This window comes from Streptomyces sp. HUAS MG56, assembly GCF_058673395.1.
This window is the reverse complement of sequence record NZ_CM178722.1, coordinates 9,126,292-9,139,959: the sequence shown is the minus strand read 5'-3', so window position 1 is coordinate 9,139,959 and position 13,668 is coordinate 9,126,292. Positions and strand designations below refer to the sequence as shown.

General features: G+C 73.9%; 10 protein-coding genes. 6 read left to right on the top strand and 4 right to left on the bottom strand.

The features are described 5' to 3' along the window. Positions 1 to 265: 265 nt before the first annotated feature. Positions 266 to 2,644, top strand: a complete 2,379-nt coding sequence (locus AC4OXY_RS42195; RefSeq protein ID WP_491992363.1) for a SpoIIE family protein phosphatase — start codon at positions 266 to 268, stop codon at positions 2,642 to 2,644. Between the two features lie 15 nt (positions 2,645 to 2,659). Here the strand turns inward: AC4OXY_RS42195 and AC4OXY_RS42190 are convergent, their stop codons facing one another. After that, positions 2,660 to 3,208 (bottom strand): RNA polymerase sigma factor, encoded by a 549-nt coding sequence (locus AC4OXY_RS42190; protein WP_356029477.1) that lies wholly within the window; start codon positions 3,206 to 3,208, stop codon positions 2,660 to 2,662. Between the two features lie 47 nt (positions 3,209 to 3,255). Between AC4OXY_RS42190 and AC4OXY_RS42185 the strand changes: the two genes are divergently transcribed. The 3 genes from AC4OXY_RS42185 to AC4OXY_RS42175 all read left to right on the top strand — a co-directional run bounded on the left by AC4OXY_RS42185 (position 3,256) and on the right by AC4OXY_RS42175 (position 6,975). Further along, complete coding sequence (locus tag AC4OXY_RS42185) at positions 3,256 to 4,653, top strand: serine/threonine-protein kinase (RefSeq protein ID WP_491992362.1); 1,398 nt, start codon at positions 3,256 to 3,258, stop codon at positions 4,651 to 4,653. A 152-nt stretch (positions 4,654 to 4,805) separates the two neighbouring features. Continuing rightward, positions 4,806 to 5,507, top strand: coding sequence for a DUF4232 domain-containing protein (locus tag AC4OXY_RS42180; RefSeq protein WP_356029472.1), 702 nt, complete (start codon positions 4,806 to 4,808; stop codon positions 5,505 to 5,507). Between the two features lie 223 nt (positions 5,508 to 5,730). Beyond that, positions 5,731 to 6,975 (top strand): polysaccharide deacetylase family protein, encoded by a 1,245-nt coding sequence (locus AC4OXY_RS42175; RefSeq protein WP_376293025.1) that lies wholly within the window; start codon positions 5,731 to 5,733, stop codon positions 6,973 to 6,975. A gap of 429 nt (positions 6,976 to 7,404) precedes the next feature. Here the strand turns inward: AC4OXY_RS42175 and AC4OXY_RS42170 are convergent, their stop codons facing one another. Further along, positions 7,405 to 9,291, bottom strand: coding sequence for an RICIN domain-containing protein (locus AC4OXY_RS42170; protein ID WP_491992361.1), 1,887 nt, complete (start codon positions 9,289 to 9,291; stop codon positions 7,405 to 7,407). A 292-nt stretch (positions 9,292 to 9,583) separates the two neighbouring features. Then, positions 9,584 to 10,468, bottom strand: coding sequence for a helix-turn-helix domain-containing protein (locus AC4OXY_RS42165; protein ID WP_356029464.1), 885 nt, complete (start codon positions 10,466 to 10,468; stop codon positions 9,584 to 9,586). Positions 10,469 to 10,538: 70 nt separating this feature from the next. Here AC4OXY_RS42165 and AC4OXY_RS42160 point away from each other — a divergent pair, with 70 nt between their 5' ends. Continuing rightward, entirely contained in the window at positions 10,539 to 11,348 is an 810-nt protein-coding gene (locus AC4OXY_RS42160; protein WP_491992360.1) for a phytanoyl-CoA dioxygenase family protein, read from the top strand. Positions 11,349 to 11,363: 15 nt separating this feature from the next. Here AC4OXY_RS42160 and AC4OXY_RS42155 read toward each other — a convergent pair whose 3' ends face one another. Then, a complete protein-coding gene (locus AC4OXY_RS42155; protein ID WP_362819464.1) occupies positions 11,364 to 12,332 on the bottom strand; it encodes an aldo/keto reductase in 969 nt (322 codons plus the stop codon). A 469-nt stretch (positions 12,333 to 12,801) separates the two neighbouring features. Between AC4OXY_RS42155 and AC4OXY_RS42150 the strand changes: the two genes are divergently transcribed. Continuing rightward, on the top strand, positions 12,802 to 13,665 hold the full coding sequence (locus tag AC4OXY_RS42150; RefSeq protein ID WP_491992359.1) for a hypothetical protein: 864 nt from the start codon (positions 12,802 to 12,804) through the stop codon (positions 13,663 to 13,665). The last annotated feature ends 3 nt before the right edge of the window (positions 13,666 to 13,668 follow it).

Genomic DNA, 13,668 nt, shown 5'->3' with positions numbered 1-13,668 from the left:
TCATCAGGGCCCAGAAATACTCACAACTGATCGTGAACAAACAGATTCTGACGGTCTGCCACACACGATCGTCAAGGGTCCGGCACCTTGCTTCCGCCCCCGGCCACGCATCGGCCGGATTTCCCCCTTGACCCGGTTCGACCCACCGGCCGACCGGCCCGGAGCGGCGCCCGGGGCGGCGGTTCACGGGCGCGCCGGAAGCACTACCCTGGAACGGAAGCGGTGCCACCTGTTCACTGTGAGTGTGCGCTTGGGAGCGGCGACGATGAGCCGGGTCTATCCGTTCGACGACGCGGCGACGGCCCGGGCTGTCATCGACGACGCCGGAACAGTGGTGGAGTGGAACGAGGGTGCCCGTCACCTGCTCGGCCACCCCGCGCAGGCCGTGGTGGGCCGACCCGCCGCCCTGCTGCTGGCCGACGAGCCCCCGGCCGTCCCCACGGGCCGCCGCTGGGAGGGAACGCTCGGATTGCGTCACCGGGACGGCCGTACGCTCCCCGTCTGGCTGCTCGCCCACCGCAGACCGCCGCGCGGCGCGCACGCCGGCGGCTGGCTCGTGGTCACCCCGCTGACCGGCGGCGAGCCGCCCGCCGCGGACGACCCGCTCGCCGAGGCGGTCCTGGTCCAGTCGCCGTGCGCCCTCGCCGTGTACGACGACACGCTCCGCCTGCGCCGCATGAACGACGCCATGGCCGAAGTCGTCGGCCTGCCGGAGGACCGGGTGCGCGGACTGCGGCTCGCCGAGATCGGCGGCAGGGCGCAGAGCGAGGACCTGGAGCAGGCCCTGCTCCAGGTCCTGGTCGACGGCCGCGCGCAGGACGTGCAGACCGTCACCCGCACCGGCGGCGAGGACCGCTCCCACGCCTGGCTCGCCCGGCTGGCCCCGGTCCGGGACGGCGACGGCCGGGTGCGCGGGGTGTGCCTGGCCGCGCACGACATCACCGACAACTACCGGGCCCGGCAACGGCTCCAGCTGGTCAACGAGGCGAGCGTGCGCATCGGCAGCACCCTCGACGTGAGCCGGACGGCCGAGGAGCTGGCCGACGTGTGCGTGCCCGCCCTCGCCGACTTCGTCACCATCGACCTGCTGGACCCGCAGGAACAGGGCGGCGAGCCCCCGGCCCGCGTCACGGCGCCGGTGACCCTGCGCCGGTTCGCCCACCGGTCGGTGCACCCGCACGTGCCGGAGGCCGTGATCAGCCCCGGGCAGACCGAGGAGTACCCGGCCGGCTCCCCGCAGGCCGACTCGCTGACCGCGGGCCACACGATCGTCGCCTCCGTGGCCGAGGGCGACATCGACGAGTGGCTGACCTGGCACACCGCGCGCGCCCGGCGGGTGCGGGAGTTCGGCATGCACTCCTCGATGTCAGTGCCGATCCAGGCGCGCGGGCTGACCCTCGGGGTCGCGGTCCTCACCCGGTACCGGCACCCGGACCGGTTCACCGCGGACGACGTGCTGCTGGCCGAGGAGATCACCGCCCGCGCCGCCGTCTGCGTCGACAACGCCCGCCGCTACTCCCGTGAGCGGGAGACCGCCCTCGCGCTCCAGCGCAGCCTGCTGCCCCGCACCCTGCCGCGCACGGCCGCGCTGGACGCGTCCTCGCGCTATCTGCCGGCCGCGCGGGCCGGGGTGGGCGGCGACTGGTTCGACGTGATCCCGCTGTCCGGGATGCGGGTCGCCATGGTCGTCGGGGACGTCGTCGGACACGGCGTAGAAGCCTCGGCCACCATGGGCCGGCTGCGCACCGCCGTGCGCACCCTCGCCGACATCGACCTGGCCCCGGACGAGCTGCTCACCCATCTGGACGACCTGGTGGTCCGGCTGTCGCAGGAGTCCGGCGGCGAAGGCAGCCCCGGCGAACTCGGCGCGACCTGCCTGTACGCCGTCTACGACCCGGTGTCACGGCGCTGCACCGCGGCCCGCGCCGGGCATCCGCCGCCGGTGGTGATCCGGCCCGGCGGCACACCTCAGGCGCTGGAGCTGCCCGCCGGTCCCGCGCTGGGCCTGGGCGGGCTGCCCTTCGAGTCCACCGAGGTGGAGCTGCCCGAGGGCACCGTCCTCGCGCTGTACACGGACGGGCTCGTGTCGGCGCGGGAGCAGGACCCGGAGACGAGCCGGGACACGCTGTTCGAGGCGCTCGGGGCGTACGCGGGCTCCCTGGACGAGACCTGCGACCGCGTCCTGCACCGCCTGCTGCCGCCGGGCGGCTGCGCCGACGACGTGGCGCTCCTGCTCGCCCGCACCCGGGGCCTGCCCGCCGCGCAGGTGGCGACCTGGCACGTCCCGGCCGACCTGGCGCTGGTCGCGCCGATCCGCAAGCAGGTCGTGGAGCAGCTGGACGCCTGGAGGCTGAGCGAGGCGTCGTTCACGGCGGAGCTGGTGGTCAGCGAGCTGGTCACCAACGCCCTCCGGTACGGCGCCCACCCCGTGCGGCTGCGGCTGATCCACGACGCGGCCACGCTGATCTGCGAGGTCTCCGACACCAGCCACACCGCCCCGCACCTGCGCCGCGCCAAGATCTTCGACGAGGGCGGCCGGGGTCTGCTGCTGGTCGCCCAGCTCACCCAGCGCTGGGGCAGCCGGCACACCCCCGACGGCAAGACGATCTGGGCGGAACTGCCGCTGTACGAGGAGGACCGGTAGTCCGGGACGGGGGTGCTACGACCCGGCCAGCCAGGGCCGTACCTGCTTGCGGGCCTCGTGCAGGCGGGACTTGAGGGTGCCGAGGGGGATGCCGACGCGCTCGGCGACCTCGGCGTAGTCCAGCTGGCAGATGTCCCGGTAGACCAGCGGTGCGACCAGGTGGGGGTGGGTGCGCTCCAGCCGGTCCAGGGCCTCCAGCAGGTCGACCCGGGAGCCGGCGATGACGCTGGTGGTGCGCGGGTCGACGGCGTACGCCGGCTCGATCGTGGCGGGCTGCTCGGCGGCGCGCCGCTTCAGCTCCCGGTACTTCTGCCGGCAGCAGTTGGCGACCACGGTGTACAGCCAGGTGCCGAAGCGGCTGCGGCCCTCGAACGCGGTGATGTGCCGGGCGACCTGGAGCAGCACGTCCTGCGCGGCCTCCTCGGCGTCCTCGCGGCAGGGCAGGAAGCGCGCGCAGCGCCGCACCACCTCCGGGCGGATCTCCGCCAGCAGCCGCTCCAGGGCGACGTGGTCGCCGGCGGCGGCCCACCGGGCGAGGTCTTCCAGCGGCGTCTGGTCCTGCACGGACAAGCCCCTCTTCGAGTCGATCTCAGGCCAGGCATGATAGTCGTATGCACCCCCTGGAGCGGATCGGCCGCTACCGACTCGAACGGCCGCTGGGCAGCGGCGCCTTCGCCACGGTGTGGCTCGCCCTCGACGAAGAGCTCCAGGCGCCGGTCGCTGTGAAGGTCCTCGCCGAGAACTGGACGCACCGGCTCGACATCCGCGAACGCTTCCTGTCCGAGGCCCGGCTGCTGCGCCGGGCCGGCTCCAGCCGGATCGTGCAGGTCTACGACATCGGTCAACTCCCCGACGGCAGGCCGTACTTCGTGATGGAGTACGCCGACGGCGGCACCCTCGCCGATCTGCTGGCCGGCGGCCCGCTGCCGGTGCGGGACGCGCTCGCGCTGACCGCGGAGGCCGCGCGCAGCGCCGCCGCGCTGCACGAGGCGGGCATCGTGCACCGGGACATCAAACCGACCAACGTGCTGCTGCACACCGCCCCGGACGGCACCCGGCGGCTGCTGCTGGCCGACCTGGGCCTCGCCAAGAGCCTCGCGCAGGCCTCGGTGCTGACCCTGGCCGCGGGCTCGGCGGGCTATCAGCCGCCGGAGCAGGCCGAACCGGGCGAGGGCATCGACGAGCGGGCCGACGTCTACAGCCTGGGCGCGGTCGGCTACGAGCTGCTCACCGCCACCGTGCCGGGCCCCCCGGGCCGGGTCGTACCGCCCCGGCGGCTGCGGCCGGACCTCGGCGAGGACGTGGAGCGGGCGGTGCTGCGGGCCCTGGAGCCGGACCGGTCGCGGCGCTGGCCCGGCGCGCAGGCGTTCGCGCGGGAGCTGGACCGGCTGGCGGCGGCCTCGGCCGTGGCGCCGGGCGACGCCCGGCGGCTGGACGGCGTGCGCGGGCGGCTGAACGTCGTGACGATGTCGCTGGCCGCGGTGCTCGCCGCCGCGGCGGCCGCGGTCACGGTGACCGTCGTCCTGCACCACCGCGCCGCCTCCTCGGACGGGACGCGCGTGACGGACTCGACCGGGCGGGTCGTCGTCCAGGTGCCCGCGGGCTGGGGCCACGAACTGCGGGACTCCGGCTGGGACCCGGGGGCACTGGGGCTGGCCAGGGGGCACGAGCCGGGGCTGGTGGTCGCCGACGACCTGACCCGGTGGTCCGACCTGGCCAAGCCGGTGAACGGCGTGTTCGTCGGGGTCAGCGAGCACGGCGACCTGGCCGGGAAGGTCGAGGCCCTCACCCACTCCGGCTGCCGCTACTCCGGCAGCCGCACCTTCGCCGGCACCGGCTTCCACGGACTGGTGCGGACCTGGAGCGGCTGCCCCGACGGCGGCTCGATCACGGAGTCCGCGCTGACCCCGGCGAACGGCTCGGGTCAACCACAGGTGTACGTACAGGTGCGCGAGCAGGGAACCGGTGACGCCACGGACGGGATACTCCGTTCGCTGCGGGTCGGCTGAGGGACGCCTGCCGGGGGTCCCGGCGGGGAAGAAACCCCGCGTGTGCCGAACTTTTCGGGCACTGTGCGCATCGGATCCCCATGACGGCGCACTCGGCGCCTCGGGCACCCGTTCCCTCGTGTGCCCTGACCCCCACAGGAGTGTTGAGCGACATGGTGTACGCACCCCGGTCCACGCGGCACGGGGCCCTGCTCGTCGGTACGTTCGCCGTGCTGGGCCTCCTGACCGCCTGCGGCAGCAACAGCCACGACGTCCACAGCAACCCGCCCCTGACCGCGCCCGGCACGGCCGCGCCCGCGACGGGCGACACCCAGAGCCCGGGGTCGGCCGCGTCCGCCCCGGGCTCCGCCACCACCGGCCCCGGCGCCGCCGCGTCGTCCGCCCCGCAGGCGACGACCACCAAGGGCGGCGGTACGGCCCCCTCCGGGGCTTCCTCCGACCGCTGCCACACCTCGCAGCTGCGCGCCTCCGTGGGCGGCAACGACCCGGGCGCCGGCCAGGAGAACTTCCCGGTCGTGCTCACGAACACCTCCGGCCGCACCTGCACCCTGCACGGCTTCCCGGGCGCGGCCTTCGTGAGCGCCTCCGGCGGCCGGCTCGGCCCGGACCCGAGGCGCGAGTCGGGCTCCCCGGTGACGGTCACGCTCAGGCCGGGGCAGAGCGCCTGGGCGGGGCTGTCCTTCTCCAACCCCGGTATCAGCGGCGCCAGGACGGCCACCCCGGCCGCTCTGCTGGTCACCCCGCCGGACGAGCGTGACTCCCTGAAGGTCACCTGGACGGGCGGGGCGGTGCCCGTGGGCGGAAACTCCTCGTCCGTCTTCCTCTCGGTCCTCGCCCCCGGCACGGCTCCCTGACCTACCGGCCGACTGACCTGCTGACCTGCTGAAACGACTCCCGCGACGAACCCCGCCGCCCCTGCCGGGCCGGCGGGGTTCGTCATGAGCGCGCCACAACTGTCACAGGACGGCAACAGCCGCCGTCCGCCCCGATCTTTCTCGCCGCTTCCGCGATCGAACCCGACGACCGCACGGTGAACAGGCCCCGCAGAGGGCCTTGGAGAAGGAATTCGGGGACAAGATGAGCGGGATCTCACGCAGGCGGGTGCTGACGGCGGGCGCGGCGGCCGGCGCCCTGGGCACGCTGGCCGCGTGCTCCTCCGGCACCGGCCTCTCGGTCGGCGGCCCGGACTCCTCGGGCGACAAGGCCACCGCCCAGGCGCGGCCGGCCAAGCTGATAGGCGACGGCTCCACCGCCGACACCGGCCCCCAGCCGCACCAGCCGACGCCCGACCGGCTGAAGCCGGGCCAGAAGCCGCCGCAGTTCGTGGTGTTCTCCTGGGACGGCGCGGGCGAGCTGAGCAACAAGCTGTTCTCCCGGTTCCGCAAGGTGGCCGCCGACCACGGTGCCGGGATGACGTTCTTCCTCAGCGGCATCTACGCCCTGCCCGAGTCCAAGAAGACGCTGTACCGCCCGCCGCAGCACGCGGTCGGCGCCTCCGACATCGGCTACCTCGCCGACCGGCACATCCACAACACGCTCCAGCAGGTCCGGGCGGCCTGGCTGGAGGGCCACGAGATAGGCACCCACTTCAACGGCCACTTCTGCGGGGCGACCGGGGTGCGCAACTGGTCCTCGGCCGAGTGGCGCAGCGAGATCGACCAGGCGATGGCCTTCGTGACGCAGTGGAAGACCAACACCGGCTTCACGGACCTCGACCCGCTCCCCTTCGACTACCACAAGGAGCTGATGGGCGGCCGTACTCCGTGCCTGGAGGGCCAGTCCAACCTGCTGCCCACCGCCGCCGCGCTCGGCTGGAAGTACGACGCCAGCTCCCCCGGCGGCCTGCAGATCTGGCCGGGCAAGGTGCAGGGCGGGAAGATCTGGGACTTCCCGCTCCAGTCGATCCCGTTCCCGGGACACTCCTTCCAGGTGCTGTCGATGGACTACAACATGATGTTCAACCAGTCCGCCGGCAACCCGAACGGCGACCGCGCCCAGTACGACGCCTGGCGCACCCAGGCCCGCGACGCGTATGTCGCCGGCTTCGACCGCGCGTACACGACCAACCGCGCCCCCCTCTTCATCGGCAACCACTTCGAACGCTGGAACGGCGGCATCTACATGGACGCCGTCGAGGAGGCGATCGGCAAGATGGCCGCGTACGGCGACGACGTGCGGTTCGTGTCGTTCAAGCAGCTCGTGCACTGGCTGGAGGCGCAGGACCAGGCGGTGCTGCGCAAGCTGCGCACCCTGGTGCCCGGGCAGTCCCCGGTGGGCGGCTGGGCGGAGTTCCTGGGCGCGGCGGGCAGCCGGTCCTCCTGAGCCGTTCAGGACGACAGGTCTTCATGGGCGGGCACCACGTGATCCACTCGGGAATTCTCCGAGAGGGGGTCGAGACCCGGGGAGGCCGGCCGGATGCGTGTGTTCGCCCGGCTCGTCGAGGGCACCTGGCCCGCCTGCGTGGACGCCGTGCGCGAACACGCGCCGGACGGCGCCGAGGTGGTCCTGCTGCACGTCACCGGCACCGAGGTCCCGGGGCTCGCGCACGGCGCGGCGCTGCGCGGGACGTCGTCGGCCGAACTACTCGACGCGGCCGCCGAGCGCCTGGGCCGCCCCTGTGTGCGCGAGGAGCGGTCGGGCCGGGTCGAGCGGGAGGCGGTGGCCGCGTGCGAGGGCGCCGGCCTGCTGGTGTGGCCGGAGCCGCCCCTGCCCCTGGGAACCCTCCCGCCCCGCCGCCGCACCACCCCTGAGTCAGCGGTGGTGCCACCCTCCGCCCTCGTAACCCCCGCCGCCCCAGCCGCACTGGTACGGGTACGCCGCACAGGGATCGGACGGGACGGACGGTGTGGGCGTCGGGGCCACCGAGGTGGGCGTGGGGGCCGGTGCGGCGGTGGTGCCGGACGCCGTGGGGCCGGGCTTCGGTGCGGGGGGTGCGGGGTGGCGGGTGGCGGCCGGTGAGGCGGGCCTGTCGCTGTCCCAGTTGACGTTCTGCATCTGGAGCTCGGGCTTGGCGGTGTCGACGGACCAGCGCTGGTCGGTGCCGGTGGCGCGGTTCTTGGTGACCAGGGCGCCGGAGCCGTCGGTGGCGGCCGGGGTGAGCGCCAGCTCCTGGTTCCAGCGCGGCACGAGCACGCCCTGGAGCGTGAAGTCGTAGCGGATGGCGCGCGCGGCCGCGCCGGTGGCCGAGCAGGGGGCGAGGCGCACCGAGTAGCCGAGGCTGGAGTCCAGGCACAGGTCGGGCGCGGCGGAGTCGCGCAACAGCCCGTCGGACTCGTATGTCCACTGCTGGCTCGGTGTCGCGCCGCAGGCGGCGAGTTCGGTCTCGGCGCCCTGGACGGCCTTGCCGCCGACGACGCCGATGCAGAGCCCGGAGGCGAGGTTGCGCAGCCGCCCGCGCACCGCGCCCTGCCCGGCCGCGCCCGTCCCGGCCCAGGAGGCGCCGGGGCTCGACGTTCCCGTACCCGGCGCTCTGGACGCGTCACCGCCCGTGCCCCGCGCCGGGTGGTCCCCGGAGCCGAGCACCGACCACAGCAGCAGGGGCAGCACGACCAGAGCACTCACGGTCCCCACGGCCAGGGCGACGTTGCGGCGCCGGGCGCGTCGGGCGGCGCGCCGGTCCGAGCGGCGCGAGGGGGCGGGCTCGCCGTCGGAGCCGGCGGGGGCGGACGTGCCGGGCTCGGCCGGGGCGGTGGTACGGCGGCGGCCCGGGACCGGTACGGGGCCGCGACGACGGGTGGGAGCGGCGGGGCCGGCGTGGTGGCCCGTGGCGGCGGCCGAGGTGAAGGACTCGCCGGACCGGGGTGTCAGGGACGCGGGGTCCGGGGCGGGCGGGGGCGGCTCCTCGGTGCGGCGCGCGCGGGACTCGACGTAGTCCCGGGCGCCCCAGCCGAGCACCGCCTCGGCGAGCGCGAGCCCCAGCCCGGTGTTGAAGGCGGCGAGCTGGTCGGCGGTGCGACGGCAGTGGGTGCAGCGGGCCAGGTGCCCGGCGAGGTCCGGGTCCAGGTCGATACCGCCGCGCCGGTAGGTCACGTCGAGCATGCGCAGATAGCTCCGGCACTCGGCCTCGGGGGCGAGTTCACGGTGGACCTGGAGGCACTCCTCGCGCAACCGCTCGCGCGCCCGGCGCAGTTCGACGCGCGTGTCCTCCTCATCCAGGCCGAGCAGCGCCGCCGGTACGGCGAGCGGTTCGGCTTCGACCTCGGTGTGCCACAGCACGGCGCGGGAGGTCTGCGGCACCCCCTGGAAGGCGCGGGAGAGCAGGCGGCGGCCGGGCGGGGGCAGCAGCCGGGCGGAGGCGCGCTCACCGGTGGCGCTGGAGCGCAGTGCGGGGTGCAGGAGTTCCTGGCGGCCGTCGGCGTCCCACTCGGCGGCGATCCGGCGGACGGTGACGAGCAGCTGCGGCCGCCAGGCGGCGCTCGGGCCGGCCTGCCGGAGCGAGGCGCCGAAGAGCCGGGTGAAGGCGGCGGTGGTGAGCATGCCGGCGCCGTGCGTGCCGTCCGTGCACAGCCGGGCGTAGGCGAAGGCGGCCTCCCAGTGCCGGTCGAGCAGTTCACCGACGGGATGCAGCGCGGGAGTCGTGCCCGTCCACTTCTTCAGCTCGGCGCTCAGTTCCTCGTCCGACAGGCCTGCCTCATTCACGGCCGCAATTCCTCCAGACGGATACGGGAATTAGTCCATACCAACTGGTATGGCGAGGTGATGGGGCAGCTCGGACGTCCACCTGAGGCGGCTCTTTTGAAGCGTGGGGGTGTACGGGGAGCGGCCTGGCGCATGCAGCGGGGAATGTAATTGTCTGCACGCGGACAGCGCACACTTTTGCACAGCGCGGCACTTTGGAACAAGGGATCTCGCGCTTCTCGCGATTCCGGGCGGAAGGTCTTCGGTTGACTATTTGTCAAAAGCGGTCGGCCCGGGCAAACCAATTCCTCTCCTACCGCCGCTCACCCGCCCGGTAGGCGCCGGGCGGCATCCCGTGGTGTTCCCGGAAGATCCGGCTGAAGTGGTAGGGACTCGGGAATCCCGAGGCCGCCGCCACCCGCTCCACCGTCAGGTCGGTGCTCCGCAGCAGCCGGGCCGCGTGCCGCAGCCGGGCCTCGCGCAGCGCCCGCATCGGGGACCGGCCGGTGCACAGCGTGAACAGGTGGGCGAAGCGGGACGGGGACAGCGCGACGCTCTCGGCGAGCGAGCGGACGGTGTGCGGGGCGCCGGGGTCGGCCGCGATCAGTTCCTCGGCCCGGCGCACCCGGGGATCGTCCTGCGCTACGGACGGCACGGCCCGGGCACCGGACACCGCGAGCAGGACGGCCTCCTCCAGCGCGCAGAGCGCCAGTTCGCGGGCCGGGAAGCCGTCGGCCACGACCACGGGATCCGGCCCGCGCGCGGCGCCCCGGTCCGTGAGCATCCGGGCGAAGGCCGCCGCGATCCGCTCGTGCGGCGCGGCGGGGGCGGAGGGTACGGCATACAGCCCGTCGCCCACGGCGTACGGCGCGAGCCAGGGCGTCCAGGACGGGCGTGCCCCGCAGTGCGCCCACCAGAACCGCCAGCGCTCGGCGCCGGGCGCGACGGCGTACCGGTGAGCGGTGCCGGGCGCGAGCACCACCAGGTCCCCGGCGCCCGCCCGGGTGCGGGCGCCGCCCTGGCGGAGCAGGCCGTGTCCGCCCGTGGTGAAGGTGAACAGCCAGCTCGCCGAACCCCCGGGCCGGTGGACGCGGTAGCCCGGACCCTGGTCGTAGCGCCCGGTCACCACCAGGTCCGGCGGCGGGGACGGGGCACCGGCGGCAGCCGTCACGGGCAGGTCCTCAGCACACACGGACATCCTCCCCTCGGGCACATGCGCCTAGCGTGCCGGACGGACGACCGGGCCACCCGACTTGAGGAGCGGACACATGACAGCCACGGACGACGCCGGCAGGCTGCCCGGGACACTCCGGCAGCGGTTCGAGGAGGACGGATTCACGGTCGTACGCGCCCTGTTCGGCCGGGCCGAGACCGAGCGGCTGTGCGCGCACTTCGCGGCGCTGCACGCGGCCGGTCCGGTGCCGGGCCGCTTCGAGCCCCGCCCGGCCGATCCCGACCCGCTGCGCCGCCATCCCCGGGTGATGCAGCCGCACGAATTCAGCCCGCCCGCCCGGGAGTTCCTGCTGGACGCCCGGCTGCGGGCCGTGCTGGAGGTGCTGTTCGGCGAGGAGGTGCTGGCCGCGCAGAGCATGTTCTACTTCAAGCCGCCGGGGGCGCGCGGGCAGGCCCTGCACCAGGACAACTTCTACCTCCGGGTCGAGCCGGGCACCTGCATCGCCGCGTGGGTGGCCTGCGAGCCGATCGACCGGGACAACGGCGGCCTCGACGTCGTCCCGGGCACCCACCGGATGGACCTGTTCTGTCCCGAACTCGCCGACGAGGAGGCGTCGTTCGCCCGCGAGTACGTGCCGCCGCCGCCCGGACTCGTGCCGGTCCCGGTGGATCTGGCGCCGGGTGACGTACTGTTCTTCAACGGCAGCCTGGTGCACGGCTCGGGGCCGAACCGCACCGCCGACCGCTTCCGGCGCTCGTTCATCGGGCACTATGTCGGCCGGTCGGCCGAGCGGATCGGCGCGTACTACCGGACGCTGACGATGAGCGGCGAGCGGGTGCCGCTGCCCGTGAGCGAGGGGGCCGGTCCGTGCGGCACGGAGTTCGTACCGCACGGACCGCACTGACCGGTCGGTGACCGTTCAGTGGCCGCTGATCGCCCGTGCCGTGTACGGCTGTTCCAGTTCCTCGATCTCCTTCTCGCTCAGCTCCAGTTCGACGGCCGCGACGGCGTCCTCGATGTGGTGCGGCTCGGCGGCGCCGACGATCGGGGCCGCCACCGTGGCCCGGTGCAGCAGCCAGGCGAGGGCGACCTGGGCGCGGGGGACGCCGCGGGCCTCGGCGATGCGGGTGACGGCCTCGACGATCGAGCGGTCGCTCTCCAGGTACAGCCTGCTGCCGAAGTTGTCGTTCGCGCTGCGCTCGGTGACCGTGCCCCAGTCACGGGTGAGCCGGCCGCGCGCCAGCGGGCTCCACGGCAGCGCGCTGACGCCCTGGTCCGCGCAGAGCGGCAGCATCTCCCGCTCCTCCTCGCGGTAGAGCAGGTTGTAGTGGTTCTGCATGGACACGAACGGGGTCCAGCCGTGCCGCTCGGCCGTGTACTGCGCCTTGGAGAACTCCCAGGCGTACATCGAACTCGCGCCGATGTAGCGCACCTTGCCCGCCTTGACCAGGTCGTGCAGGGCCTCCATCGTCTCCTCGACCGGGGTGGCGTGGTCGTAGCGGTGGATCTGGTAGAGGTCGACGTAGTCGGTGCCGAGGCGGCGCAGACTGTGGTCGATCTCGGTCATGATGTTCTTGCGGGACAGTCCGGCGCCGTTGGGGCCCGGCCGCATCCGGCCGTGCACCTTGGTGGCCAGCACGACCTCGTCGCGGTTCGCGAAGTCGCGCAGGGCCCTGCCGACGATCTCCTCGCTGGTGCCGTCGGAGTAGACGTTGGCGGTGTCGAAGAAGTTGATGCCCGCCTCCAGCGCCTGCCGGATGAGCGGGCGGGACGCCTCCTCGTCGAGGGTCCACTCGTGGACGCCGCGGTCGGGCAGGCCGTAGGTCATGCAGCCCAGACAGATCCGCGAGACGTCCAGGCCCGTGGAACCGAGCTTCACGTACTGCATCGATGCTGCTCCCGCCGTCGGAAACGATGGTCGGGACCGAGCCTACGGCCTGACCGGGCCCGGACTTGACGGGGCGAACACGCGGGCGACGTGATCCTGACACGTGCCGCGCCGCGGGTTCCTTGAGGACCGCAGGCGCCCTGACACTGAGGTGACCGCTGGGGTGAGAGGCTGAGCATCGTCCGCCGGGACCGGGACGTCTCCGCTCCGGGGAACGCGCAGTACGTCCGAAAAGCACGGTGGCGCTCCGCTGGGGGGCGGATGCGCCGTCGGGGTGCCCTGACATGCCGTCCGGCGCCCGCGCGGCGGAGCCGCACATCGATCCGGCCCCGCGCTCCTTGAGGGCGCTGTGGTTGCTGCCGTCAGGTGATCGTCCGGCGTGGGAGGCGCGGATCGTCGTACTGTCGGCTCATCCTCGGCGGCAGACGACCGGCGTCCGGCCGGTCACGGCCGCCTCGGAGGAAACGCGGTGCCGACACGTTCCACCACGTTCAGAACCCTGGCCGGGGCAGCGCTGCTGCCCCTGGCCCTCGTCACCCCCGCCTGCGCGCAGTCCACTGCCGCATCCGCATCCGCCCCCGCGCCCGAGACGCCGGGCACACTGTGCGCGGCCGCGGGCACCCTGCGCGGCTCGCAAGGCGAGCAGGCCCAGGTCAGCCTGTGCGCGGACACCGGCTCCCCGAGACTGAACATCACGGCCCCGGCCACCTGTCGGGGCACGGACGCCAAGGTGCAGTACGTCTGCCGCACCGAGGGTTCCTGGGAGGTGCACCGCGCGGGCAAGTCCCTGGGCACCGGGTCGCTGCCCGGCTCGCGGCTGTACGCCGGTCCGGGCGCGTACGACATCTCCGCCACGGTGCGCGTGAGGTCGGTGCCGGCCGGGGTCGACCTGAAGGGCACGGTCAAGGCCACCGTGTCGCTGACCGCACCGATGGCGAAGGCCACGCACGTGGTCAGCGCCGACAACACCGTGCTGCGCCGCAACGCCACGACGACGGTGACGTACACGATCCGCCGCAACAGCGACGAGGGCGACGGCAACGCGCGGCTGGGCATGATCGGCGAGGAGGGCACCGGCGTGCAGATCCGCAGCGCCGACCGCCGCTGTGTGAACCCGCTGGTGGGCCGCTACCCGTCGAAGACCCGGCTGGCGAACTCCCTGGACTGCACGGTGACCGAACTCCAGCCCGGCCACCCGGAGAAGCTCCGGGTCAGGGTCACCCTCGGGGCGAAGTGCTCCACGGTGGTCTCGAAGCTCGGTTACTGGGTGCCGCAGGGCCAGAGCATGTACACCGGAGCCATGCTGGAGGGCCCGAAGCTGACCTGCCGTTAGGCC

What these genes read in the sequence shown, in the direction of transcription:
- AC4OXY_RS42195 (WP_491992363.1), top strand. Translation starts at nt 266, where the DNA reads ATGAGCCGGGTCTATCCGTTCGACGACGCGGCGACGGCCCGGGCTGTC.
- AC4OXY_RS42185 (WP_491992362.1), top strand. Translation starts at nt 3,256, where the DNA reads ATGCACCCCCTGGAGCGGATCGGCCGCTACCGACTCGAACGGCCGCTG.
- AC4OXY_RS42180 (WP_356029472.1), top strand. Translation starts at nt 4,806, where the DNA reads ATGGTGTACGCACCCCGGTCCACGCGGCACGGGGCCCTGCTCGTCGGT.
- AC4OXY_RS42175 (WP_376293025.1), top strand. Translation starts at nt 5,731, where the DNA reads ATGAGCGGGATCTCACGCAGGCGGGTGCTGACGGCGGGCGCGGCGGCC.
- AC4OXY_RS42165 (WP_356029464.1), bottom strand. Translation starts at nt 10,468, where the DNA reads ATGTCCGTGTGTGCTGAGGACCTGCCCGTGACGGCTGCCGCCGGTGCC.
- AC4OXY_RS42160 (WP_491992360.1), top strand. Translation starts at nt 10,539, where the DNA reads ATGACAGCCACGGACGACGCCGGCAGGCTGCCCGGGACACTCCGGCAG.
- AC4OXY_RS42155 (WP_362819464.1), bottom strand. Translation starts at nt 12,332, where the DNA reads ATGCAGTACGTGAAGCTCGGTTCCACGGGCCTGGACGTCTCGCGGATC.